Source organism: Thermomonas fusca, assembly GCF_005862345.1.
GTDB classification, from domain to species: domain Bacteria; phylum Pseudomonadota; class Gammaproteobacteria; order Xanthomonadales; family Xanthomonadaceae; genus Thermomonas; species Thermomonas fusca.
The window spans coordinates 163,323-185,850 of the sequence record NZ_SROY01000004.1; the positions used below are offsets into that span (position 1 = coordinate 163,323).

A 22,528-nucleotide genomic window follows, 5' to 3' on the forward strand; every position below is an offset into this window, starting at 1 on the left:
TGCGGCAACACCCGCCATTGCCATCACCATGTCACGCATCGATATCCGCCACGCCCATGCCCTGCCCAAGCCGCAAGCCCGCAAGGCGGTGGAAGAGGTCGCACGCAAGCTGCAGGAACGGTTCCAGGTCGAGTGCGGCTGGGACGGCGACATGCTGAACTTCTCGCGCTCCGGCATCGACGGCCACATCGCGCTGGAGGAAGGCGGGCTGCACGTGTTCGCCAAGCTCGGCTTCCTGGCGGCGATGTTCAAGGACCCGATCGAGGCGGAGATCAAGCGGGTGCTGCAGGAACGGTTCTGAGCGCCGGCGTCGCCCGCGCGGCGCCGCCGGTCAGGGCTGCAGCAGGTGTGCGATGACCTCGCGCAACCCGTCTTCCAGCAGCGTGCGGTCGAGATCCGGTTCGCGGGTTTCGCGCAGGCGCATGCCTTCGAACAGCAATTGCAGCACCAGCACCCGCTTGGGGATGTCCTGCGGGGCGATGCCCGGGCCGCCGGCCTGCTGGTCGCGCCCCAGCCATTCCTGCAGCGACCGCCGCAGCTGGCGGTCGAAGTGCTGCACCGCCGCCGCGATCTGCGGATCGCGGGTGGCCTCCGCGGACACCTCCAGCAGCAGCGGTGCGCTGAGGTGGCGGCCGTCGGCATCGCGCTGGCTGCCGTAGGTGTCGGCCAGCTCCTTCGCCAGGTCGACCTTGCGATTGAGGCGGATGTCCTCGCGCACCAGGTCCAGCTGGCGCTGCACGATGGCCTGGATGATCGCGGCCTTGTTCTCGAAGTAGCGGTAGATCAGGCCCGGGCTCATGCCGGCGGTTTCGGCGATCCTGGCCATGCCGGCGGCGTGGAAGCCGTGCTCGATGAAGCACTGCTGCGCGGCCTGCAGGATGCGTTCGCGCTGCGCCTGGGTGCGCGCTTCGGCCTTGCTGCTGCGGGGGCGCGGGGTGTTCATGGGCGGGCTTGGCTGCGGCGTGGAAGCAGCGCACGGTACAGCAATCGCGCGCGCGCCCGCGTGCGGGTGTGGCGGAGCGGTGCGGCCACCGGACGCGGCGATGCGGTCACGGCGGGCTGCCGTCGCCCGGCTCGGTTTCCGGGTCGTTGCGGTGGCGGGCGTCGAACAGCTTCTCGATCACCAGATAGAACAGCGGGATGAAGAACACGCCCAGCGCGGTGCCGACGATCATGCCGCCCAGCACGCTGGTGCCGATGACCTGCTGCGCGCCGGAGCCGGCACCGCTGGCGATGGCCAGCGGCAGCACGCCCAGGCCGAATGCCAGCGAGGTCATGATGATCGGACGCAGGCGGTCGTGGACGGCGTGCATGATCGCCGGGATCAGGTGCATGCCGTGCTTTTCCAGGTTCTGCTTTGCGAACTCGATGATCAGCACCGCGTTCTTGCTGGTCAGGCCGATGGTGGTCAGCATGCCGACCTGGTAGTACACGTCGCGCTCGAACCCGCGCAGGTTGGAGAACAGCGCTGCGCCGAGGATGCCCAGCGGCGCCACCATCAGCACCGCGGTCGGCACGCTCCAGCTTTCGTACAGCGCGGCCAGCACCAGGAACACGATCAGGAACGACAGTGCGTACAGCATCGCGGTCTGCGAGCCGGCCTGCCGTTCCTGATAGGACATCGCGGTCCATTCCAGCGCGATGCCTGCCGGCAGCCTGGCCACCAGCGCCTCCATCTCGTCCATCGCCTCGCCGGAGCTGGAGCCGGCGGCGGCCTGGCCCTGGATCTCCATCGACGGCACGCCGTTATAGCGCTCCAGCCGCGGCGAGCCGTATTCCCAGCGGGTGGTGGCGAAGGAGGAGAACGGCACCATCTCGCCGGTCTTGTTGCGCACCGACCATTTGAGGAAGTCCTCCGGCACCATCCGGAACGGCGACTCGGCCTGCATGTACACGCGCTTGACCCGGCCGCGGTCGATGAAGTCGTCCACGTAGGCGCCGCCCCAGCCCACCGCCAGGGTCTGGTTGATCGCGGCCACCGGCACGCCCAGCGCTTCCGCCTTGGCCGGGTCCACATCCACCCGCAGCTGCGGCGTGTCCTCCATGCCGTTAGGGCGCACGTTGGCCAGCAGCTTGCTTTGCGCGGCCATGCCGAGCAGCTGGTTGCGCGCGTCCAGCAGGGCCTTGTGGCCCAGCCCGGCGTTGTCCTTCAGCATCAGGGTGAAGCCGGCGGAGGTGCCCAGCTCGGGCATCGGCGGCGGCGAGAACGCGAAGATCATGGCGTCCTTGATCTGCATCAGCGCTCCCATCGCGCGGCCGGCGATGGCGCTGGCCTGCGATTCCGGCGTGGTGCGTTCGCTCCAGTCCTTGAGCTTGATGAAGGCCATGCCGGTGTTCTGGCCGGCGCCGGCGAAGCTGAAGCCCTGCACCATCAGCACCGACTCGACGTTGTCCTTTTCCTGGTCGAGGAAGTGGTTCTCCATCTTGTACATCGCCTGCAGGGTGCGCTCCTGGCTGGAGCCCACCGGCGCCTGCACCATCGCCATCAGCACGCCCTGGTCCTCGTCGGGCAGGAACGAGCTGGGCAGGCGCAGGAACATCAGGCCCATCGCCACCAGCAGCGCGGCGAATACCGCCATGAAGCGGCCGGGGCGATGCAGGATGCCCTTCACGCCGCGCTGGTAGCGCGCGCTGCCGCGGTCGAAGCGGGTGTTGAACCAGTCGAAGAAGCGGCCCAGCGGCCCGCCGGCGTGGACGTGGTGCTCGCCCGTCTTCATCGGCTTGAGCAGGGTGGCGCACAGTGCCGGGGTCAGCACGATGGCGACGATCACCGAGAACCCCATCGCGGTCACGATGGTGGCGGTGAACTGGCGGTAGATGATGCCGGTGGAGCCGGACATGAAGGCCATCGGCACGAACACCGCCGCCAGCACCACGCCGATGCCCACCAGCGCGCCGGTGATCTGGTCCATCGACTTGCGTGCGGCTTCCTTCGGCGGCAGGCCTTCCTCGGCCATCACCCGCTCGACGTTCTCCACCACCACGATGGCGTCGTCCACCAGCAGGCCGATCGCCAGCACCATCGCGAACATGGTCAGCATGTTGATCGAGAATCCCAGCGCGTAGAGCGTGGCGATGGTCGCCAGCAGCACCACCGGCACCGCGATGGTGGGGATCAGGGTGGCGCGGAAGTTCTGCAGGAACAGGTACATCACCAGGAACACCAGCACGATCGCTTCGACCAGCGTCTGCACCACGCTCTTGATCGATACCCGCACGAACGGGGTGGTGTCGAACGGCACCACCGTCTTCAGCCCGGCGGGGAAATAGGGCTCCAGTTCCTTCAGCCGCGCGTTGACCGCGTCGGAGGTGTCCAGCGCGTTGGCGCCGGTGGCCAGCGAGATGGCCACGCCCACGGTGGGCTGGCGGTTGTAGCGGGCCACGAACTCGTAGGTTTCCGGGCCGATCTCGACCCTGGCCACGTCGCCCAGGGTCAGGGTGGAGCCGTCCGGGTTGGCGCGCACGATCACGTCGCGGAACTGCTCGGGGGTCTGCAGCCGGTCCTGCGCGTTGATGGTGGCGTTGAGCTGCTGGCCCTCCACCGCCGGCGCGCCGCCCAGCTGGCCCAGCGCGACCTGCGCGTTCTGCGCCTGCAGGGCGGACAGGATGTCGGCAACCGCCAGCTTGTAGCCGTCCAGCTTGCCGGGGTCCAGCCAGATCCGCATCGCGTACTTGGAACCGAACACCTGCAGGTTGCCGACGCCGGGCACGCGGCTGAGCGGGTCGGCCACGTTGGAAACGATGTAGTCGCCGATATCGTCGCGGCCCAGCTTGCCGTCCTCGGACACGAAGCCGACCACCATCAGGAAGCCGGCCGAACCCTTCGAAGTCACCACGCCCTGCCGCTGCACTTCCTGCGGCAGCAGCGGCATCGCGGTCTGCAGCTTGTTCTGCACCTGCACCTGGGCGATGTCGGGGTCGGTGCCGTTCTCGAAGGTCAGCCGCACCTCGGCGCGGCCCACGCCGGAGCTGTTGGAGGCCATGTAGATCAGGCCGTCCAGGCCTTTCATCTGCTGCTCGATGACCTGGGTCACCGAGTCCTCCAGCACCTTGGCGGAGGCGCCGGGATAGATCGCGCTGACGCTGATGGTGGGCGGCGCGATCGAGGGATAGCGCTCCACCGGCAGGTTGCGCAGCGAGACGATGCCCGCAAGCATCATCAGGATCGCGATCACCCAGGCGAAGATCGGGCGATCAATGAAGAAACGTGCCATGGCCTGGCTCCCTTACTTGGCCGGCGCGGCGGGCGCGCCTTGCTCGACCGCGCGCACCGGCGCGCCGGGCTGGATCTTCTGCAGGCCTTCCACGATCACCCGGTCGCCCGGCTTCAGGCCGTCTTCCACCAGCCAGCTGGCGCCGACCGTGCGGCTGACCGTCACCTGCCGCAGCGCGGCCTTGCCCTCGGCATCCACCACCATCGCGCTGGCCTGGCCCTTGGGATCGCGGCTCACGCCCTGCTGCGGCACCAGCAGCGCGTTGCGCCGCACGCCGTTGGCGAGTACGGCGCGCACGTACATGCCGGGCAGCAGCACCTGGTCGGGATTGGGCACCACCACGCGCACGATGAAACTGCCGGTGGTCGGGTCGACCGTGGTTTCGGCGAAGCTCATTCGCCCGGCGTGGGCATAGCGGCTGCCGTCCTCCAGCACGATGCCCACCGGCACCTCGTCGGTGCTGGCCAGGTTGCCGGCCGCCGTTTCGCGCCGCAGCTGCAGCAGCTCGGCGCTGGACTGGCTGAGGTCGATGTACATCGGATCCAGCTGCTGGATGGTGGCCAGCGCGGCGGGCTGGCCAGCGTTCACCAGCGCGCCGGCGGTCACCGCCGAGCGGCCGATCTTGCCGCTGATCGGTGCGCTGACGCGGGTGAAGCCCAGCGGCACGTTGGCGCCCTGGACCCCGGCCCGGGCGGCGCGCAGTTCGGCCTGCGCCTGCCGCAGCGCAGCCTGCGCATTGTCGTTGTCCTGCTTGCTGATCACCTGCGTCTTCGCCAGTTCGGCCGAGCGCGCCGCCTTCAGGCTGGCGGTGGTCAAGGCCGCCTGCGCCCGCACCACCTGCGCCGCGGCGGCGTTGCGGTCGGCGAGGAAGGCGGTGTTGTCGATCTGGTACAGCGCCTGGCCGGCGCGGACGCTGCCGCCTTCGGTGAACAGCCGCTGGCGGACGATGCCGGTGACCTGCGGGCGCACCTCGGCGATCAGCGACGGGGTGACCCGGCCGGAGAGTTCGCGGCTCAGGGTCACGTCGCTGGATTTCAGCGTCACCACCGTCACTTCCGGCGGCGGCATCTGCGCGGCGGCGGGCGGCGCGTTGCCGCCGCAGGCGGAAACGGCAAGGGCGACGGCGATCAACGTCAGTGGCAACGCGGCGCGCGGACGAAAGCTGGACATGGGGGGCCTTGGAGGGGGAGGGCCGCCTTGCGGCGGCGGGCTGTCGGAAAGATGTTAAGAATGAACGATCATTCTCTTTTTGTCAAAGACGACAGGGGAACATGACTTGTTGCAATGGAAATCAACGGTGCGTGCGTGCTGCAGTGCGGCATACTCCGAAGACCCTTCGCAAATTCCGGATCGCCGATGTCACGCGCCTACAACTTCAGCCCCGGCCCCGCGACGCTGCCGGAACCCGTGTTGCGCCAGGCGCAGGCCACGATGCTGGAGTTCGGCGATTGCGGTGCGTCGATCCTGGAAATCAGCCACCGCGGCCCGGACTTCATTGCGGTGGCGCAGCAGGCCGAGGCCGACCTGCGCACCCTGCTGTCCATTCCCGACGACTATGCGGTGGTCTTCGCCGCCGGCGGCGCCACCACCGTGCAGGCGCTGCTGCCGCTGAACTTCGCCGCGCCCGGCCAGGCCTGCGACTACGTGGTCAGCGGCCACTGGGGCAAGACCGCGATCCGGCAGGCCGCGCACTGCGTGGACGCGCGCACCGCCGCCAGCAGCGAAGCCGGCGGCTTCCGTGACGTGCCGGCGCGCGCCGACTGGCAGCTGTCGCCCGATGCCGCCTATGTCCACCTCACCGCCAACGAAACCATCCACGGTGTCGAGTGGCGCGACGCGCATTTGTCCGAAGCCGTCGAAGCCGGCAACGCGCCGCTGGTCGCCGACTTCAGCTCCTCCATCGCCTCCGAGCCACTCGACATCGCGAAGTTCGGCGCGATCTACGCGGGCGCGCAGAAGAACCTGGGTCCGGTCGGCATCAGCGTGCTGATCGTGCGCCGCGACCTGCTGGAACGCAGCGGCCAGCCGCGCGCGCCGATCTTCGACTACGCCGCGCAGGCCAGGGCCGAGTCGATGCTCAACACCCCGCCCAGCTGGAACTGGTACGTGCTGGGGCTGACCGTGAAGTGGATGCTGGACGAAGGCGGCGTGGCCGAGTTCGCCCGCCGCAACGCGCGCAAAGCGGCGCTGCTGTACGCCGCCATCGATGGTTCCGGCGGCTATTACCGCAACGAGGTGGCGCCGGGCGCGCGTTCGCGCATGAACGTGCCGTTCTTCCTGCACGATCCCGCGCTGGACAGGACTTTCCTCGATGAGGCGAAGCAGGCCGGGCTGGTGGCGCTGAAGGGCCATCGCGTGCTCGGCGGCATGCGCGCCTCGCTCTACAACGCCATGCCGGAAGCCGGGGTGCAGGCACTGGTCGATTTCATGCGGGAGTTCCAGCAGGCCCATGGCTAAGAAGACTTCGACCACGACGAAAACCACGTCGAGCAAGCTCGCGCAGAAGCGCGTCAGGAAGCCCGCGGAAAAGCCCGCGAAGAAATCCGCGAAGAAGGCTGTGGCTGTTGCCGAAACCAGGCTCGACCTGGCGCAGGTGCGCACCCAGATCGACGGCATCGACCTGCAGATCCAGCAGCTGATCGCCGAGCGCGCCAATTGGGCACAGCAGGTGGGCAAGGCCAAGGGCAAGCTGGCGGCGGCGGTGGACTACTACCGCCCCGAGCGCGAGGCGCAGGTGCTGCGGCGGGTGGTGGACCGCAACGACGGCCCGCTGGCCGACGACGTGCTGGTGCGGCTGTTCCGCGAGGTGATGTCGGCCTGCCTGGCCCAGCAGGAGCCGCTGAAGATCGGCTATCTGGGCCCGGAGGGCACCTTCAGCCAGCAGGCGGTCTACAAGCATTTCGGCCACTCCGCGCATGGGCTGCCGCTGGGCAGCATCGAGGAGGTTTTCCAGGAAGTCGCCAGCGGCAGCGCCGATTTCGGCGTGGTGCCGGTGGAGAACTCCGGACAGGGCACGATCCAGGTGACCCTGGACCTGTTCCTGACCTCGCCGCTGCGGATCTGCGGCGAAGTGGAGCTGCGCGTTCACCAGTACCTGCTCTCGCGCAGCGGCCGGCTGGAGGACGTGGAGCGCATCTTCGGCCATCCGCAGGCGCTGGCGCAGGCCGGCGGCTGGCTGCGCACCCATCTGCCGGGGGTGGAAAGGATCCCGACGTCCAGCAATGCCGAGGGCGCGCGGCGCGCGCGCAATGCCGACGATTCGGCGGCCATCGCCGGCGAGTCCGCGGCGGTGGTGTACGGCCTGCGCAAGATCGCCGGCCCGATCGAGGATCGCAGCGACAACACCACCCGCTTCCTGGTGATCGGCCGGCAGCCGTTCCCGCCGTCGGGCAACGACCGCACCTCCCTGCTGGTGTTCATCCGCGACCGCCCCGGCGCGCTGTACGGCGTGCTGGAGCCGCTGGCCCGCCGCGGCATCAGCATGAACCGGATCGAATCGCGCCCTGAACACGGCCACAAGTGGCAGTACGCGTTCTTCATCGACGTGGCCGGCCACTGCGAGGAGTCGCCGCTGAAGGACGCGCTGGCGGAAATCAACGCGGCCGGCGATGAAGTGCGCGTGCTGGGTTCCTATCCGGTGGCGATCCTCTGAGATGATCGACTTCGCTTCGCTTGCCAACGCAGGCATCCGCGCGCTGCGCGCCTACGATCCCGGCCATGACCTGGTGGCGCTGCGTCGCGCCGCGCCTCGGCCGCTGCTGGAGTTGGGGTCCAACGAGAATCCGCACGGCGCCAGCCCGCGGGCGATACAGGCTGCGATCGCCGCGCTGGACGGCGCGCATGTGTATCCCGATCCGCTCGGCGGCGACCTGAAACGCGCCCTGGCCGACGGCCTTGGCGTGGAAATCGCCGACATCGTGCTGGGCAACGGCTCGCACGAATTGTTGATGCAATTCGCGCAGGTGTTCGCCGGGCCGGGCGATGAGGTGGTGGCATCGCAATATGGTTTCGCCGTCTATGCGCTGGCCGCGCAGGCAGCGGGCGCGACGCTGCGGCTGGCGCCCGCCTTGCCGCCTGCGCACGCGATGCCGCGCGGCCACGACCTCGATGCGCTGCGCGCGGCGATCACCCCGCGCACCCGGCTGGTGTACCTCGCCAATCCCAACAATCCCACCGGCACCTGGTATTCCGGCGCGGCGTTCGAAGCCTTCCTTGCCGGCGTACCGGCACAGGTGCTGGTGGTGGTGGACGAGGCGTATGCGGAATTCGTCGATGCGCCGGACTACGCCAGCGCGCTGCCGCTGCTGGCGACGCATCCGAACCTGGTCGTCACCCGCACCTTCAGCAAGGCGCATGCGCTGGCGGGGCTGCGGGTGGGCTACGCGCTGGCGCATCCGGCCTGCGTCGCGGTGATGGAGCGGGTGCGCGAAAGCTTCAACGTCAATGCGCCGGGGCTGGCGGCGGCGCAGGCGTCGCTGGCGGACGCCGCGCATCTTGCCGCTTCGCTGGATGCCAACCGCGAGCAGCGGCAGGCGCTGTCCGGCGCGCTGCGCTCGCGCGGATTGGCGGTGTCGCCCTCGCAGACCAATTTCCTGCTGGTCGAGTTCGGCGATCGCACCGCGCGCGTGGAGGCGGCGCTGCTGGCGCGCGGGGTGATCCTGCGGCCGATGGGCGGCTACGGGCTGGGCGACTGCCTGCGCATCACCGTGGGCACGCAGGACGACAACGCGCGGCTGCTGGCCGCGCTGGACGAGGTGCTGGCGTGAGTGGGGCGAAGGATTGGGTGGCGCGCACGGGCGCGCCGCTGCGCGGGACGCTGGCGATCCCCGGGGACAAGTCGATCTCGCACCGGGCGGTGATGTTCGCGGCGCTGGCCGACGGCGTCTCCACCATCGACGGCTTCCTGGAAGGCGAGGACACCCGCGCCACCGCGGCGATTTTCGCGCGGCTGGGCGTACGTATCGAGACGCCATCGCCGTCGCGACGGATCGTGCACGGCGTCGGCATCGACGGCCTGCAGGCGCCCGACGGCCCGCTGGACTGCGGCAACGCCGGCACCGGCATGCGCCTGCTGGCGGGCCTGCTGGCGGCGCAGCGCTTCGATTCCGTGCTGGTGGGCGATGCCTCGCTGTCGAAGCGGCCGATGCGGCGGGTGACCGTGCCGCTGGCGAAGATGGGCGCGCGCATCGATACCGGAGACGGCGGCGCGCCGCCGCTGCGCATCCACGGCGGCCAGCCGCTGGCCGGCATCGACCACACCCTGGAGGTGGCCAGCGCGCAGGTGAAGTCGGCGCTGCTGCTGGCCGGGCTGTACGCCGCTGGTGAAACCGTGGTGCGCGAGCCGCATCCCACCCGCGACTACACCGAACGGATGCTGTCGGCGTTCGGCGTGGACATCGATTTTTCGCCGGGCTTCGCCCGCCTGCGCGGCGGCCAGCGCCTGCGCGCCACCGACGTGGCGGTGCCGGCGGATTTCTCCTCGGCGGCGTTCTTCCTGGTAGCGGCCAGCATCGTGCCGGGTTCCGAACTGCGCCTGCGGCAGGTGGGATTGAACCCGCGCCGCACCGGCCTGCTGCAGGTGCTGCGGATGATGGGCGCGGACATTCGCGAGGAAAACGCCGCCCTCCACGGCGGCGAACCGGTGGCCGACCTGGTGGTGCGGCATGCGCCGCTGCGCGGCATCGAGGTGCCGGAGGCGCTGGTGCCGGACATGATCGACGAGTTCCCGGCGCTGTTCATCGCCGCCGCCTGCGCCGAAGGTGCCACCGTGGTGCGCGGCGCGGCCGAACTGCGGGTCAAGGAATCCGACCGCCTCGCGGTGATGGCCGCCGGCCTGCGCACGCTGGGCCTGCGCGTGGATGAAACCGCGGATGGCGCCACCGTCCATCCGGGCCCGCTGGGCAGCGGCACGATCGAAAGCCACGACGACCACCGCATCGCCATGGCCTTCGCGGTGGCCGGCCAGGTGGCCAGCGGCGCGGTGCGGATCCGCGATGTCGCCACCGTGGCAACCTCCTTTCCCGGCTTCGACACGCTGGCGCGCGGCGCGGGGTTCGGGTTGCAGGACCAGACAGGCGGGCAGGGCCGATAAAAAAACGGCGTCCCGGCAGCCGATGCAGCGGCGGGGACGCCTCGGGGGAGGGTGTTTCAGGCGCGGCCGTTCGAATGCGGCGCGCGCCGGCATGCCTCAGTTGCTGGTGACCGTGATGTGCTTGCTTTTGGTGTCCTTGCTGCAGTCGTCGATGTCTTCCTTGGTCATCGTCGCGTAGGGCTTGAAGGCGGGCAGGCTGGCCGCCAGCGCCTGCTGGCTGGCCAGCAGCGGCGGCAGCTGCGTGCACAGCTTCAGCGCCTCGGCTTCGATCTTCTTGCCCTCGGCTTCCATCCGCGCCTCGAACTCCTTCTCGGCCTGATCGCCGCCGAAGATCACCCCGAACACGCCGCCCAGCGCCTTGCCGGCCAGGTCGGCGCCCTGCGAGCCGATCGCCATGCCGGCATCGGCGATGCCCAGCACCTGGTTGCGATAGGTGAGCAGCTGCTGGCGCTGCGCGGCGGTGGTCTGCACCGGCTTGCCCTCGACCAGCAGATCGCCCTGCGGGCTGATTTCGGCCTTCGGCAGCTGGCTGTCGGACTTGCCGAACTGCTTGCCGTTGACGTTGATGTTGATGTCGCCGTTGATGCTCAGGTTGCCCTCGTGCAGCTCCTTGCGCGCATCGTCCAGGGCCCGATCCACCTGCCGGGCGATGAAGCCCTTGTTGGCGCTGTCGGCGGTGGGCGTGGCGGGGGGCGAGGGCGGCGCCGGCGGAGCGGGGGGCTGGCTGCAGGCCAGCAGCGGCAGGCTGGCGACAACCATGGAGGCCAGCAGGGAAACGTGCTTCATGGGGTTCTCCGAATCAGAGGCTGGCGAATTCGCGGCGGACGCTGTTCTCGCAGTCCTCCACGTCGTCGCGTTCCAGGTTGGCGTAGGGGCGGAACTGCGGCAGGCTGGCGGCCAGGCGCTGCTGCGAGTCCATCACCCGCGGCAGCATCCGGCAGATGCCGCGCACGCCCGGCTCCACCTGCTCGCGCACGGTACGCTCGACCCGCCGCTCCAGGCTGCCGGTCATGGCGCCAAACATCAGGCTTACCCAGGAGCCGCTGACGGCGTCCAGCGCCGCATCCGCGCTCTTCTGGCCGATGTCGATGCCTGCCTTGGAAATTTCCACCACCAGCCCGCGATACGCCAACAGCTGGCGGCGTTGGGCGGCGTCGATCCGTTGTGGCTTGCCGTCGATCAGCAGGTCGCCCTGCGGGGTGATCGCCGCTGCCACCTGCTTGGCGTCGCGGCGCTTGGCCTCGGACTGCTTGCCGAACTGCAGGTTGTCCTGCAGCTGCAGGTCCCCGGTGTCCAGCTCCAACTTGGCCTTGGCCAGCTCGGCCCGGACTTCCTTGCGGGCGTCGCCCAGTTCACGGCGGATCTCGGCACTGATGCCGGTGTCCGCCGGGCGGGGCGGCTGGGCCTGCGCTGCCAGCGGCAGCAGCAGGGTCAGGGCGGCGATGGGAAGAAAGCGCTTGGTCTGCATGGTCTTGTCCCTTGCGGCAATGCGGGTCATGGGAAAGCGGCTCAGTTGTCGTCGCGCCAGCGGCGCAGGCGGATGGCGGCGGTGATCATCGCGATGCCGGCACCGGCGCCGATCCACAGCTGCGGGCTTGCCAGCACCGAATACAGACCCTTCAGCAGCACCAGATGGTTGCCCAGCTCCTTGGCCTGCAGTCCTTGCAGATCCATCGCGGTGAACCAGGTGCCGGGGAACACGCCGCCCAGCAGGTGCGCCACCACGTTCTTCCAGAACCAGCTGCTGTCCAGGTTGAACATGTTCATCACGTCGAACCAGCTGATGAACACGCCGGCGAATACCGGGATCATGATCGCCCACAGGAACGGCTTGCTCTTCGACCAGGCCGAACACAGCAGCAGCCAGCCGGCGCTGGGCAAGGCCCACAGCGCGTACACCGGGATCGCCGCCAGCGCCAGGCCGGCATTGGCCAGCAGGTTGTCGGGGCTCCACAGCAGCGCGAACGGGTTGCCGTTGTGCAGCAGCACGAACGCGCTCAGCACCAGCAGGAAGGCGACCATGCAGGCGATGCCCACCGCGATCGCCAGCGTCGGCGCTACCACCAGGGCGCTGAGCGCCTTCGACAGCACGGTGTCGCGGTCGGACACCGGCAGCGACTTCCAGAACAGCACGCTGCGGTCCTTGCGTTCGTCGTACAGGCTGCCCAGGCAGTAGAAGAACACCACGAAGCCCAGCACCAGCAGCGGCCAGAACATCGCCGAGGCGGTGCTCAGGCTGATGCCGTCGGCGAGCCTCTGCACGTCCTCCGGCGACATGTTCTCGGTGATCAGGCTCAGGTCGAGGCCGTTGATCATCACCTGGCCGTTGATCTTCATCCCGGTGACGGCTTCACGGCGCATCGCCACTTCACCGAAGATCAGCGCCATCAGGGTCAGCAGCAGCGAGATGCCGCCGGCCCAGATCGGCGCCCAGAAGAAGCCGCCCTTGTGTTCCCAGAATTCGCGGCGCAGCAGCAGCTTCAGCTTGTGGGTGGGATGCGGCGGGGTGCGGGGCACGCTGGATTTGGCGACATCCATGCCCGCGGCGTCGTAGGCGGCGTTCATGCGTAGGTTCCTTTCATGGTGGCGACGAACAGGTCGGCCAGGCCGGGGGTGCGGGTCTCGCCCAGTGCGCCGAGTCGGGCGCGGTCGGCGCCGTCGAACATCATCACGGTCTTGCCGAACGGCAGGGCGCGTTCATCGATCGGCTGCAGGGCGCGTGCGGCATCCTGCTTGCCGGCGTCCACCAGCACCTCGGTGTAGCGCTCGCCCAGCGACTCCATTGGCGTGTTCAGCGCGATCTTGCCGTCGCGGATGAACATCACGTCGGTGAGGATGTGCTCGATCTCCTCGACCTGGTGGGTGGTGACCAGGATGGTCTTGTCCTCGTCGAAGTAGTCCTCCAGCAGGCGCTGGTAGAACTGCTTGCGGTAGAGGATGTCCAGGCCCAGGGTGGGCTCGTCCAGCACCAGCAGGCGGGCGTCGATGGCCATCACCAGCGCCAGGTGCAGCTGCACGATCATGCCCTTCGACATCTCGCGCACCTTCAGGCCCGGCTTGAGCTGGGTGCCCTCCAGGAAGCGCCGGCACTTGCCGGCGTCGAAGCGCGGATGCACCCCGGCGACGAACTCGATGGCCTGGGCCACGGTGATCCAGCGCGGCAGCACCGCCACGTCGGCGATGAAGCAGACATCGTTCATCAGCTCGTCGCGCTGGCTGCGCGGGTCCTTGCCCAGTACCTTCAGCTCGCCGTCGAACGGGATCAGGCCGAGGATCGCCTTGAGTGCGGTGGTCTTGCCGGCGCCGTTCGGACCGATCAGGCCGACGATGCGGCCGGAGAGGATGTCGAACGTGGTGTTGTCCAGCGCCAGCTTGTTCTTGTAGGCCTTGCGCAGGCCGCGGGCTTCAATGACGGGAGTGGTCATGGCGGTACTCACTTGGGTGCCCACTTCTGCTGCGGATCCAGCAGTTCTTCGATGCTCAGGCCCAGGCGCTGGATGCGTTCCATGACCAGCGGCCATTCCTCGTGGAGAAAGCGCTCGCGTTCGCTCTGCAGCAGGCGCGCGTTGGCGCCCTCGGTGACGTACATGCCCAGTCCCCTTCGTTTCTCGACGAGTTGTTCGTCCGCGAGCTCCTGGTAGGCGCGCGAGACGGTGATTGGATTCAGCTGGTACTCGGCCGCCACCTGGCGGACCGAGGGCAGCGCATCGCCCGGCTTGAGCACCCCGTCGAGCATCATCGCGACGACGCGGTCCTTCAGCTGGCGGTAGATCGGAGCGCTATCGCTCCATTCGACGGCAACCATGATTCAGCCCTGCGGCAGGAAGAAGGAAAAGAACGGCATCCGTACCGATTGATAGGAGCGGCGGGAGGCCCGACGCTCGCTGTTTGCAGCGATCGCCTCTGCCGGCTGGGCGGCGGTCGCGGCGGCGACCGTTGCGCTTGCCGGCGCGGAGACGGGAGCGACAACGGCAAGCGCGGTCGCGGAGGGGGCAGACGCTTCGATCGGGGCGCCGGCCAGCACGGCCAGGGTCAGCAGCGCACTGCAGGCCATTGCCGCGTTGAGGGAGTTGTGGAGCTTGCGGTTCATGGTGAACGTCCTGCTCTGGGGGTTCGGTGTTGTAGGCAACTATAACACTATAAAATTACCCGTCAAGCATTGTTTGACCCAACTGAAGTCATGGTTGCCCCGGCCCGGCTCACGGTCGGCCTGAATCGCTGCCGTGGCAGCCTGCGCGACAGGATTGCCGGCTGCCGCGGTGCAAACGACAATAGGTGCGTTCATGCGCCTGCGCGGCTCCTCGCCGCAGGTCATCCGGAGATCGACACGATGAAGTTTTCCCTGCGTGCGCTGGTCGCGCTGCTGGTGGCCGTACTGGCAGCTGCGCCGGTGCTGGCCCAGGACGGCGCCAGCCTCAGCGAGCGCGACAAGGTCGGTTACATGCTGGGCCAGGACGTGGCGCGGGACATCGGTCCGGGCCTGCCGGACGTGGACTTGGCCAGCTTCCAGAAGACCATCGAACAGGTCCTGGCCGGTGGCCAGCCGACGCTGGATGCCGAAGAAGCCAAACGCCTGTCGCAGGCGCTGATGCTCAATATCGGCGCGCGCAAGGCGGGCAAGCCGCTGGTGGCGCTGGACCGCGCCAAGGCGGGAATCCTTGCCGGCGCCAACATCGGCCGCCGGCTGGTCGGCCTCGGCGACGAATTCGACATGCCGATGTTCATGCGCGGCCTGAAGGACGGCGCCAATCCGGGCGCCAAGCCGCTGCTGGACCAGGCCCAGATCGACCAGGTCCGCACTGCGCTGTCCGCCCGCGTGGGCGCCGCCCGCGAGGCCCAGCGCAAGGCGCAGGGCGAGGCCGCGCTGAAGCAGGAGCAGGAGTTCCTGGCGAAGAACAAGCTGGTCAAGGGCGTGTTCACCACTCCCACCGGCCTGCAGTACATGGTGCTCAAGCAGGGCGACGGCGTGCGCCCGAAGCCCGGCCAGCGCGTGCGCGTGCACTACGTCGGCACGCTGCTGGACGGCAGCAAGTTCGACAGTTCGATAGACCGCGGCGAGCCGGCCGTCTTCGGCCTCGACCAGGTCATCAAGGGCTGGACCGAAGGCGTGGGCATGATGCCGGTGGGTGCCAAGTACCGGCTTTGGGTTCCCGCCACGCTGGGTTACGGTGACCGCGGCGCCGGTACCATCCCGCCCAATTCCACCCTGGTGTTCGACGTGGAACTGCTGGGCGTCGAATGAGTCCAACCTGATCGTGTTTCCGCCGGCGCCCGTCGCCATCCCCTTTTCGCATCCCGGAGTTTCCTGCAGATGAAGCCGCTCGTCCGTTCCACCGCCATTGCCGTCGCCACGCTGCTGGCGCTGTCCGCCTGCAAGGGCGAGAACAAGCCTGTCGAGGTTTCCTCCAGCAAGGCCGAAGCCGACAAGGCCACGACCGACAAGACCGGCTATCCGGGCCTGCCGACCGAGAAGGAGCAGGTCAGCTACACCATCGGCATGGCGATGGGCAAGCAGCTTTCCGAGATCAAGGACGAGGTCAACGTCGATACCGTGGTCAAGGCGCTGCGCACCCAGATGGACGGCGGCAAGGCGCTGGTCAACGACGAGCAGGCGCAGCAGATCATGCAGGCGTTCGGCCAGAAGATGCAGGCCAAGCAGATCGCCAAGATGATGGAAGAGGGCAAGGCCAACCTCGACAAGGGCGAGAAGTTCCTGGCCGAGAACGGCAAGAAGCAGGGCGTGGTCACCACCGCTTCCGGCCTGCAGTACCAGGTCGTCACCGATGGCAAGGGCGCCAAGCCCGGTGCCACCGACGGCGTCAAGGTCAACTACAAGGGCAGCCTGCTGGACGGCACCGAATTCGACAGCTCCTACAAGCGTGGCGAGCCGGCGGTGCTGCCGCTGCAGGGCGTGATCCCGGGCTGGGCCGAGGGCCTGCAGCTGATGCCGGTGGGCTCCAAGTACAAGTTCTGGATCCCGGCCAAGCTGGCCTACGGCGAGCAGGCGCCGCCGATGATCGGCCCGAACCAGGTGCTGGAGTTCGAAGTCGAGCTGCTGGAAATCGTCAAGGCGCCGTCCGGCAAGTAACCGCTGCCGAACACCGGGGGACGTATCCTTGCGATGCGTCCCCTTTTCTTTTGCCCACGGATACCGCGCATGCGCGTCTGCATTTTCGGCACCGGCTATGTTGGCCTGGTGACCGGCACCTGCCTGGCCGAGGTCGGACACGACGTGGTCTGCGTCGATGTCGACGCGGCCAAGGTCGAGGGCCTGAACAATGGCATCGTGCCGATCTACGAGCCCGGCCTGACCCCGATGGTGAAAGCCAACCACGCCGCCGGGCGGCTGCGCTTCACCACCGACGCCGGGGCCGGCATCGCCCACGGCGACGTGCTGTTCATCGCGGTGGGCACGCCGCCGGACGAGGATGGCAGCGCCGACCTGCAGTACGTGCGCGAAGTGGCGCGTACCATCGGCCGCCACATCGAGCGGCCGGTGGTGGTGGTGGACAAGTCCACCGTGCCGGTGGGCACCGCCGACAAGGTACGCGCCACCATCGACGCGGAGTTGACGGCGCGCGGCGCCGGCATCGACTTCGAAGTGGTGTCCAACCCCGAATTCCTGAAGGAGGGCGCGGCGGTCGAGGACTGCATGCGCCCGGACCGCATCGTCATCGGCACCTCCAGTGCGTCTGCGCTGGAGACGCTGCGCCGCCTGTACGCCCCGTTCAACCGCAACCACGAGCGCATCGTGGCGATGGACGTGCGTTCCGCCGAGCTGACCAAGTACGCGGCGAACGCGATGCTGGCGACCAAGATCAGCTTCATGAACGAAATCGCCAACATCGCCGAGCAGGTGGGCGCGGACGTGGAGATGGTGCGCAAGGGCATCGGCTCCGACCCGCGCATCGGCTGGCATTTCATCTATCCGGGCGCCGGCTACGGCGGCTCGTGCTTCCCCAAGGACGTGCAGGCGCTGGCGCGCACCGCCGCGCAGCACGGCGTGCAGCCGCGTCTGCTGGAGGCGGTGGAGGCGGTCAACGCCGCGCAGAAGGGTCACCTGTTCGAGCTGATGCAGCGCCATTACGACCTCGGCGAGGACGAAGGCCTGCGCGGCAAGACCATCGCGGTGTGGGGGCTGGCGTTCAAGCCGAATACCGACGACATGCGCGAGGCCTCCAGCCGCCGCCTGCTGCAGCAGCTGTGGGACGCGGGCGCCAGCGTGCGCGCGTTCGATCCCGAAGCGCTGGCCGAAACCCGCCGCATCTACGGCGAGCGCGAACACCTGGTGCTGTGCGGGAGCGCGGCGGATGCGGTGGAAGGCGCCGATGCGCTGGCCGTGGTCACCGAATGGAAGCAGTTCCGCAGCCCCGACTTCGCCATGCTGAAGGAGGCGCTGGCCGACGCGGTGCTGTTCGATGGCCGCAACCTGTACGAACCCGTCGAAGTGGAAGCCGCCGGCATCGCCTATTACGGCATCGGCCGCGGACGTTCGCTGCGCAAGGAAGAAGCATGACCGATCTCGAACACCGGCTGGTCGATCTGGAAACCCGGCTCGCCTTCCAGGAACAGGCGCTGCTGGAACTCAGCGACGCGCTGGCCGCCGCCCGCAGCGAGGAGGCCGGCAACGCGCTGCGCCTGCACCGCGCGCTGGAAGAATTGCGACAATTGCGCAGCGCGATGGCTGCAAGCCCGGTCACCGGCGATGCCGCCAGCGAACCGCCCCCTCCGCATTACTGACCGCCGCGACCGACATGATCAACTCCCTCCGCGACCAGCTGCTTGGCCTTGGCTTCAAGGATGCACCCAAGCCCGCCCCGCGACCGAAGCAGGACGCCCGCAAGCCACAGGCACCGCACGGCGGCAAGCCGGCCCATGCCGGCCGTCCGCCACAGCCGGGCCGGCCGCAGCAGCGTCCGCACAAGCCCGCGCAGAATCCGCACAAACCCGGGCAGAAGAAGATGTCGCGCGAAGACATCGATCTGGCCAAGGCCTACGCGATCCGCGCGCAACGGGAAAAGGAAGAGCGCATCGAGGCCGAACGCCTGAAGCAGGAAGAAGCACGCCTGCGCCGCGAGGCCAAGGCCAAGCTGGAAGACTTCCTCAAGGACAAGGCGCTGAATGCCGCCGAGGCGGAGCACGTCCGCCATTTCGAATACGGCGGCAAGATCAAGCGCGTGCACGTCACCGCAGAGCAGCTGAAGGCGCTCAATGCCGGCGAACTGGGCGTGCTGCAGATGAATGGCCGCTACCTGCTGGTGGATGCGGCCACGCTGGCCGAAGCCGAAGCGATCTTCGCCCAGGCGGTGGCGCTGAAGGTCGACCCCAACGCAACGGCCGAAGCCGATCCGTATTCCGACCCGGCGTATCAGGTGCCGGACGATCTGGTCTGGTGACCCCGCTTTTCGGTTGGCTCAATCCGGGTCGTAATCCAGATTGAACGACAGCCAGCGTTCCGCCTGCGCAAGGTCCACCCCCTTGCGTCGCGCGTAGTCGGCCACCTGTTCTCTGGTGACCCGCCCGACCACGAAGTACTTGCTGTCCGGGTGGCTGAAATACAGCCCGGACACGCTGGCCGCCGGATACATGGCGAAGTGGTCGGTCAGCTCGATGCCGGCCTTGGCGGTGACGCCCAGCAGGTCGAACAACACCCGCTTCTCGCTGTGCTCCGGGCAGGCCGGATAGCCGGGGGCGGGGCGGATGCCGCGGTAGCGCTCGGCGATCAGCGCGTCGTTGTCCAGCGTTTCGTCTGCCGCGTAGCCCCAGAACTCCTTGCGCACCCGCTGGTGCAGCCGTTCGGCGAAGGCTTCGGCTAGACGGTCGGCCAGCGCCTTGAGCAGGATCGCGCTGTAGTCGTCGTATTCGGCGCGGAAGCGCTCCAGATGCGGTTCGATGCCCAGCCCCGCGGTCACCGCGAAGGCGCCGATCCAGTCCTGCCTGCCGCTGTCCTTCGGTGCAACGAAATCAGCCAGGCACAGGTTGGGGCGTTCCACCGGCTTGTCCGCCTGCTGGCGCAGGAAGCGGAACCAGTGCGGCTCGCCGCCAACGTCCAGCACCACGTCGTCACCGACGCCGTTGGCCGCCCAGAAACCGCAGACGGCCTTCGCCGTGAGCCACTTCTCATCGACGATCTTGCGCAGCATCGCGCGCGCGTCTCGGTACAGTTCGCTGGCCTGGGCGCCGACGATTTCGTCGGTGAGGATCGCCGGATATTTGCCGGCCAGCTCCCAGGCGTTGAAGAACGGTGACCAGTCGATGCAGTCCACCAGCTCGGCCAGCGGGTAGTCGTCGAACACGTGCAGCCCGGGCTGCTTCGGCGCCGGCGGGGTGTAGCTGCTCCAGTCGTACTTGAACGAGTGCGCGCGCGCCTTCTCCAGCGACACCAGCCGCTTGCCGTCGCCGCGGTTGCGGTGGCGCTGGCGCACGTCGGCGTAGTCGTTGGCGGCGGCCTGCACGAAATCGCCGCGCAGCTCCGGGCTCATCAGCGACTGCGCCACGCCCACCGCGCGCGAAGCATCCTTCACCCAGATCGTCGGCGATTTGTAGTGCGGGTCGATCTTCAGCGCGGTATGCGCGCGCGAGGTGGTGGCGCCGCCGATCAGCAGCGGCATGGTGAAGCCCTGCCGCTGCATCTCGCGGGCGACGTGGCTCATCTCCTCCAGCGAGGGCGTGATCAGGCCGGACACGCCGATCATGTCGGCGTTCTCGGCGATCGCGGTGTCGAGGATCTTCTGCGCCGGCACCATCACCCCGAGATCGATCACCTCGAAGTTGTTGCAGGCCAGCACCACGCCGACAATATTTTTGCCGATGTCGTGCACATCGCCCTTGACCGTGGCCATCACGATCTTGCCGTTGCTCTTGCCGACATCGCCGGTGCGCAGCTTCTCGGCCTCGATGTAGGGCAGCAGGTGCGCCACCGCCTTCTTCATCACCCGGGCCGACTTCACCACCTGCGGCAGGAACATCTTGCCGGCGCCGAACAGGTCGCCGACCACGTTCATGCCGTCCATCAGCGGGCCTTCGATCACGTCCAGCGGCCGGGTGGCCTGCTGGCGCGCTTCCTCGGTGTCTTCCACCACGTACTGGTCGATGCCGTTCACCAGCGCGTGCGAGAGCCGTGCGGCCACCGGTTGCTCGCGCCACTGCAGGTCTTCGACCTTCTTCTCGCCCTTGCGCTTCTTGTAGTTGTCGGCGATCTCCAACAGCCGCTCGGTGGCGTCGTCGCGGCGGTTCAGCACCACGTCCTCGACCCGCTCGCGCAGTAGCGGGTCCAGCTGGTCGTACAGCGGCAACGCGCCGGCGTTGACGATGCCCATGTCCATGCCGGCCTTGATGGCGTGGTACAGGAACACCACGTGGATCGCCTGCCGCACGGGCTCGTTGCCGCGGAAGCTGAAGCTGACGTTGGAGACGCCGCCGGAGATATGGCTGTACGGGAACAGCCGGCGCAGCTCGCGCGCGGCCTCGATGAAATCGACCGCGTAGTTGTTGTGCTCTTCGATCCCGGTGGCGATGGCGAAGCAGTTGGGGTCGAAGATGATGTCCTCGGGCGGGAAGCCGATCTGTTCGGTCAGCAGCTTGTAGGCGCGTGCGCTGATCTCCACCTTGCGCCGTGCGGTATCGGCCTGGCCGACCTCGTCGAAGGCCATCACCACCACCGCGGCGCCGTAGCGGCGCACCAGCCGGGCCTGGCGCAGGAACTCGTCTTCGCCTTCCTTCATCGAGATCGAATTGACGATGCCCTTGCCCTGCAGGCATTTCAGGCCGGCCTCGATCACCGACCACTTCGAGCTGTCCACCATCACCGGCACCTTGGCGATGTCCGGCTCGGCGGCGATCAGGTTGAGGTATTCCACCATCGCCTTCTCGGAGTCGAGCAGGCCCTCGTCCATGTTGACGTCGATGACCTGCGCGCCGTTCTCCACCTGCTGGCGGGCGACCACCACGGCTTCGTCCAGACGGCTTTCCAGGATCAGCTTCTTGAACTGCGCGCTGCCGGTGACGTTGGTGCGTTCGCCGACGTTGATGAAATTGGATTCCGGCGTGATGACCAGCGGCTCGAGCCCGGACAGGCGGGTGAAGCGGGGCAGGTTGCTGCTCATGCCGCCTGCTCCTGTGCGCCGACCACGGGCACCGCGCGTGGCGACAGGTCGCGCACCGCCGCGGCGATCGCGGCGATGTGGTCGGGCGTGGTGCCGCAGCAGCCGCCGACCAGGTTGATCAGGCCGCTTTGCGCGAATTCACGCAGGATAACCGCCATGTCTTCCGGGCTTTCGTCGTAGCCGCCGAACGCGTTCGGCAGGCCGGCGTTGGGGTGGCAGCTGACGTGGGTGTCGGCCACCGTCGCCAGCACATCCACGTGCTGGCGCAGGTCCTTGGCGCCGAGCGCGCAGTTCAGGCCGATCGCCAGCGGGCGGCTGTGGCGCAGCGAATACCAGAACGCCTCGGCGGTCTGGCCCGAAAGGGTGCGGCCGGAGGCATCGGTGATCGTGCCGGAAATCATCACCGGCATGCGCGCGCCCAGTTCATCGAACACGTCGTCGATGGCGAACAGCGCGGCCTTGGCGTTGAGGGTGTCGAACACGGTTTCCACCATCAGCACGTCGGCGCCGCCTTCGATCAGGCCGCGCGCGGCTTCGCGATAGGCCTCGGCCAGCTCGTCGAAGCTGATCGCGCGGAAGCCGGGGCGGTTCACGTCCGGCGACAGCGAAGCGGTGCGGCTGGTCGGGCCCAGCACGCCGATCACGAAGCGCGGCTGCGACGGGTCTGCGGCTTCGATGGCATCGCACTCGGCGCGGGCCAGGCGCGCGCCTTCGCGGTTGAGCTCGCGTACCAGGTGCTGCAGGCGGTAGTCGGCCAGCGAGATGGAGGTCGAGTTGAAGGTATTGGTCTCGACCAGGTCCGCGCCGGCCTGCAGGTACTGGCGATGGATGCCGGCGATGATGTCGGGGCGGGTCAGGGAGAGCAGGTCGTTGTTGCCGCGCTGATCAAAGCCTTCGCAGCCGCAGCCGGGGCCGTGGGCGTGGCCGCCCGGCGCGAACAGGGCATCGAAGCCGTGGGCGAAGCGTTCGCCGCGATAGTCGGCCTCCTGCAGCTCATGGCGCTGGATCATGGTGCCCATGGCGCCATCGATGATCAGGATGCGCCGCGCCAGCGCGGCCTGCAGCGCTTCGGCGCGGGCGGGGGTTTTCCAGGGAAGGGTGGTCATGTCTTGTTCCTG

21 protein-coding genes are annotated in these 22,528 nt (G+C 68.3%); 10 read left to right on the top strand and 11 right to left on the bottom strand.

All coding sequences use genetic code 11. The features are described 5' to 3' along the window. Positions 1-28: 28 nt before the first annotated feature. Positions 29-301: a polyhydroxyalkanoic acid system family protein gene (locus E5S66_RS10330; RefSeq protein ID WP_138349128.1), complete on the top strand. Its 273-nt coding sequence runs from the start codon at positions 29-31 to the stop codon at positions 299-301. A gap of 30 nt (positions 302-331) precedes the next feature. Here the strand turns inward: E5S66_RS10330 and E5S66_RS10335 are convergent, their stop codons facing one another. From E5S66_RS10335 to E5S66_RS10345, 3 genes are all read right to left on the bottom strand, one after another. Then, positions 332-943 carry a TetR/AcrR family transcriptional regulator gene (locus E5S66_RS10335; RefSeq protein ID WP_138349129.1) on the bottom strand — a complete coding sequence of 204 codons (612 nt, stop codon included), beginning with the start codon at positions 941-943 and terminating at the stop codon, positions 332-334. A 106-nt stretch (positions 944-1,049) separates the two neighbouring features. After that, on the bottom strand, positions 1,050-4,214 hold the full coding sequence (locus tag E5S66_RS10340) for an efflux RND transporter permease subunit (RefSeq protein ID WP_138349130.1): 3,165 nt from the start codon (positions 4,212-4,214) through the stop codon (positions 1,050-1,052). 12 nt (positions 4,215-4,226) lie between these two features. Next, complete coding sequence (locus tag E5S66_RS10345; RefSeq protein ID WP_138349131.1) at positions 4,227-5,384, bottom strand: efflux RND transporter periplasmic adaptor subunit; 1,158 nt, start codon at positions 5,382-5,384, stop codon at positions 4,227-4,229. Between the two features lie 186 nt (positions 5,385-5,570). Here E5S66_RS10345 and serC point away from each other — a divergent pair, with 186 nt between their 5' ends. Genes serC through aroA form a run of 4 tightly spaced genes read left to right on the top strand, consistent with a single transcriptional unit; the run spans position 5,571 to position 10,305 of the window. Then, the gene (serC, locus tag E5S66_RS10350; protein WP_138349132.1) at positions 5,571-6,671 is read left to right on the top strand and encodes a 3-phosphoserine/phosphohydroxythreonine transaminase; all 1,101 of its coding nucleotides are present in this window, start codon (positions 5,571-5,573) and stop codon (positions 6,669-6,671) included. Beyond that, entirely contained in the window at positions 6,664-7,866 is a 1,203-nt protein-coding gene (gene pheA, locus E5S66_RS10355) for a prephenate dehydratase (protein ID WP_138349133.1), read from the top strand. The genes serC and pheA overlap by 8 nt, the downstream gene beginning before the upstream one ends. Position 7,867: 1 nt before the next feature. Continuing rightward, a complete protein-coding gene (gene hisC, locus E5S66_RS10360; RefSeq protein ID WP_138349134.1) occupies positions 7,868-8,980 on the top strand; it encodes a histidinol-phosphate transaminase in 1,113 nt (370 codons plus the stop codon). Then, a complete protein-coding gene (gene aroA / locus E5S66_RS10365; RefSeq protein WP_138349135.1) occupies positions 8,977-10,305 on the top strand; it encodes a 3-phosphoshikimate 1-carboxyvinyltransferase in 1,329 nt (442 codons plus the stop codon). The genes hisC and aroA overlap by 4 nt, the downstream gene beginning before the upstream one ends. Positions 10,306-10,401: 96 nt before the next feature. Here the strand turns inward: aroA and E5S66_RS10370 are convergent, their stop codons facing one another. Genes E5S66_RS10370 through E5S66_RS10395 form a run of 6 tightly spaced genes read right to left on the bottom strand, consistent with a single transcriptional unit; the run spans position 10,402 to position 14,395 of the window. Further along, positions 10,402-11,091, bottom strand: a complete 690-nt coding sequence (locus tag E5S66_RS10370) for a DUF2884 family protein (RefSeq protein ID WP_246037209.1) — start codon at positions 11,089-11,091, stop codon at positions 10,402-10,404. Between the two features lie 13 nt (positions 11,092-11,104). Beyond that, positions 11,105-11,803, bottom strand: a complete 699-nt coding sequence (locus tag E5S66_RS10375) for a hypothetical protein (protein WP_138349136.1) — start codon at positions 11,801-11,803, stop codon at positions 11,105-11,107. Positions 11,804-11,814: 11 nt separating this feature from the next. Continuing rightward, positions 11,815-12,870, bottom strand: coding sequence for a hypothetical protein (locus tag E5S66_RS10380; protein WP_246037210.1), 1,056 nt, complete (start codon positions 12,868-12,870; stop codon positions 11,815-11,817). Next, positions 12,867-13,730, bottom strand: a complete 864-nt coding sequence (locus tag E5S66_RS10385) for an ABC transporter ATP-binding protein (protein ID WP_138349137.1) — start codon at positions 13,728-13,730, stop codon at positions 12,867-12,869. The genes E5S66_RS10380 and E5S66_RS10385 overlap by 4 nt, the downstream gene beginning before the upstream one ends. Positions 13,731-13,738: 8 nt before the next feature. Next, positions 13,739-14,110, bottom strand: a complete 372-nt coding sequence (locus tag E5S66_RS10390; protein ID WP_138349138.1) for a GntR family transcriptional regulator — start codon at positions 14,108-14,110, stop codon at positions 13,739-13,741. A 3-nt stretch (positions 14,111-14,113) separates the two neighbouring features. Continuing rightward, positions 14,114-14,395 (bottom strand): hypothetical protein, encoded by a 282-nt coding sequence (locus tag E5S66_RS10395; RefSeq protein ID WP_138349139.1) that lies wholly within the window; start codon positions 14,393-14,395, stop codon positions 14,114-14,116. A 240-nt stretch (positions 14,396-14,635) separates the two neighbouring features. Between E5S66_RS10395 and E5S66_RS10400 the strand changes: the two genes are divergently transcribed. From E5S66_RS10400 to E5S66_RS10420, 5 genes are all read left to right on the top strand, one after another. Continuing rightward, entirely contained in the window at positions 14,636-15,547 is a 912-nt protein-coding gene (locus tag E5S66_RS10400) for an FKBP-type peptidyl-prolyl cis-trans isomerase (protein WP_171033531.1), read from the top strand. Positions 15,548-15,616: 69 nt separating this feature from the next. Further along, on the top strand, positions 15,617-16,393 hold the full coding sequence (locus E5S66_RS10405; RefSeq protein WP_138349141.1) for an FKBP-type peptidyl-prolyl cis-trans isomerase: 777 nt from the start codon (positions 15,617-15,619) through the stop codon (positions 16,391-16,393). A gap of 69 nt (positions 16,394-16,462) precedes the next feature. After that, entirely contained in the window at positions 16,463-17,821 is a 1,359-nt protein-coding gene (locus E5S66_RS10410) for a UDP-glucose dehydrogenase family protein (protein WP_138349142.1), read from the top strand. Then, positions 17,818-18,045: a SlyX family protein gene (locus E5S66_RS10415; RefSeq protein WP_028838074.1), complete on the top strand. Its 228-nt coding sequence runs from the start codon at positions 17,818-17,820 to the stop codon at positions 18,043-18,045. The genes E5S66_RS10410 and E5S66_RS10415 overlap by 4 nt, the downstream gene beginning before the upstream one ends. Before the next feature lie 14 nt (positions 18,046-18,059). Next, positions 18,060-18,701: a DUF2058 domain-containing protein gene (locus E5S66_RS10420; protein ID WP_028838073.1), complete on the top strand. Its 642-nt coding sequence runs from the start codon at positions 18,060-18,062 to the stop codon at positions 18,699-18,701. Between the two features lie 18 nt (positions 18,702-18,719). On the opposite strand, the gene metH is transcribed toward E5S66_RS10420, so the two are convergent. Together metH and E5S66_RS10430 are read right to left on the bottom strand one after the other, a co-directional pair. Next, positions 18,720-21,410 (bottom strand): methionine synthase, encoded by a 2,691-nt coding sequence (metH, locus tag E5S66_RS10425; RefSeq protein ID WP_138349143.1) that lies wholly within the window; start codon positions 21,408-21,410, stop codon positions 18,720-18,722. Next, positions 21,407-22,516: a homocysteine S-methyltransferase family protein gene (locus tag E5S66_RS10430; protein ID WP_138349144.1), complete on the bottom strand. Its 1,110-nt coding sequence runs from the start codon at positions 22,514-22,516 to the stop codon at positions 21,407-21,409. The genes metH and E5S66_RS10430 overlap by 4 nt, the downstream gene beginning before the upstream one ends. Positions 22,517-22,528: the final 12 nt, after the last annotated feature.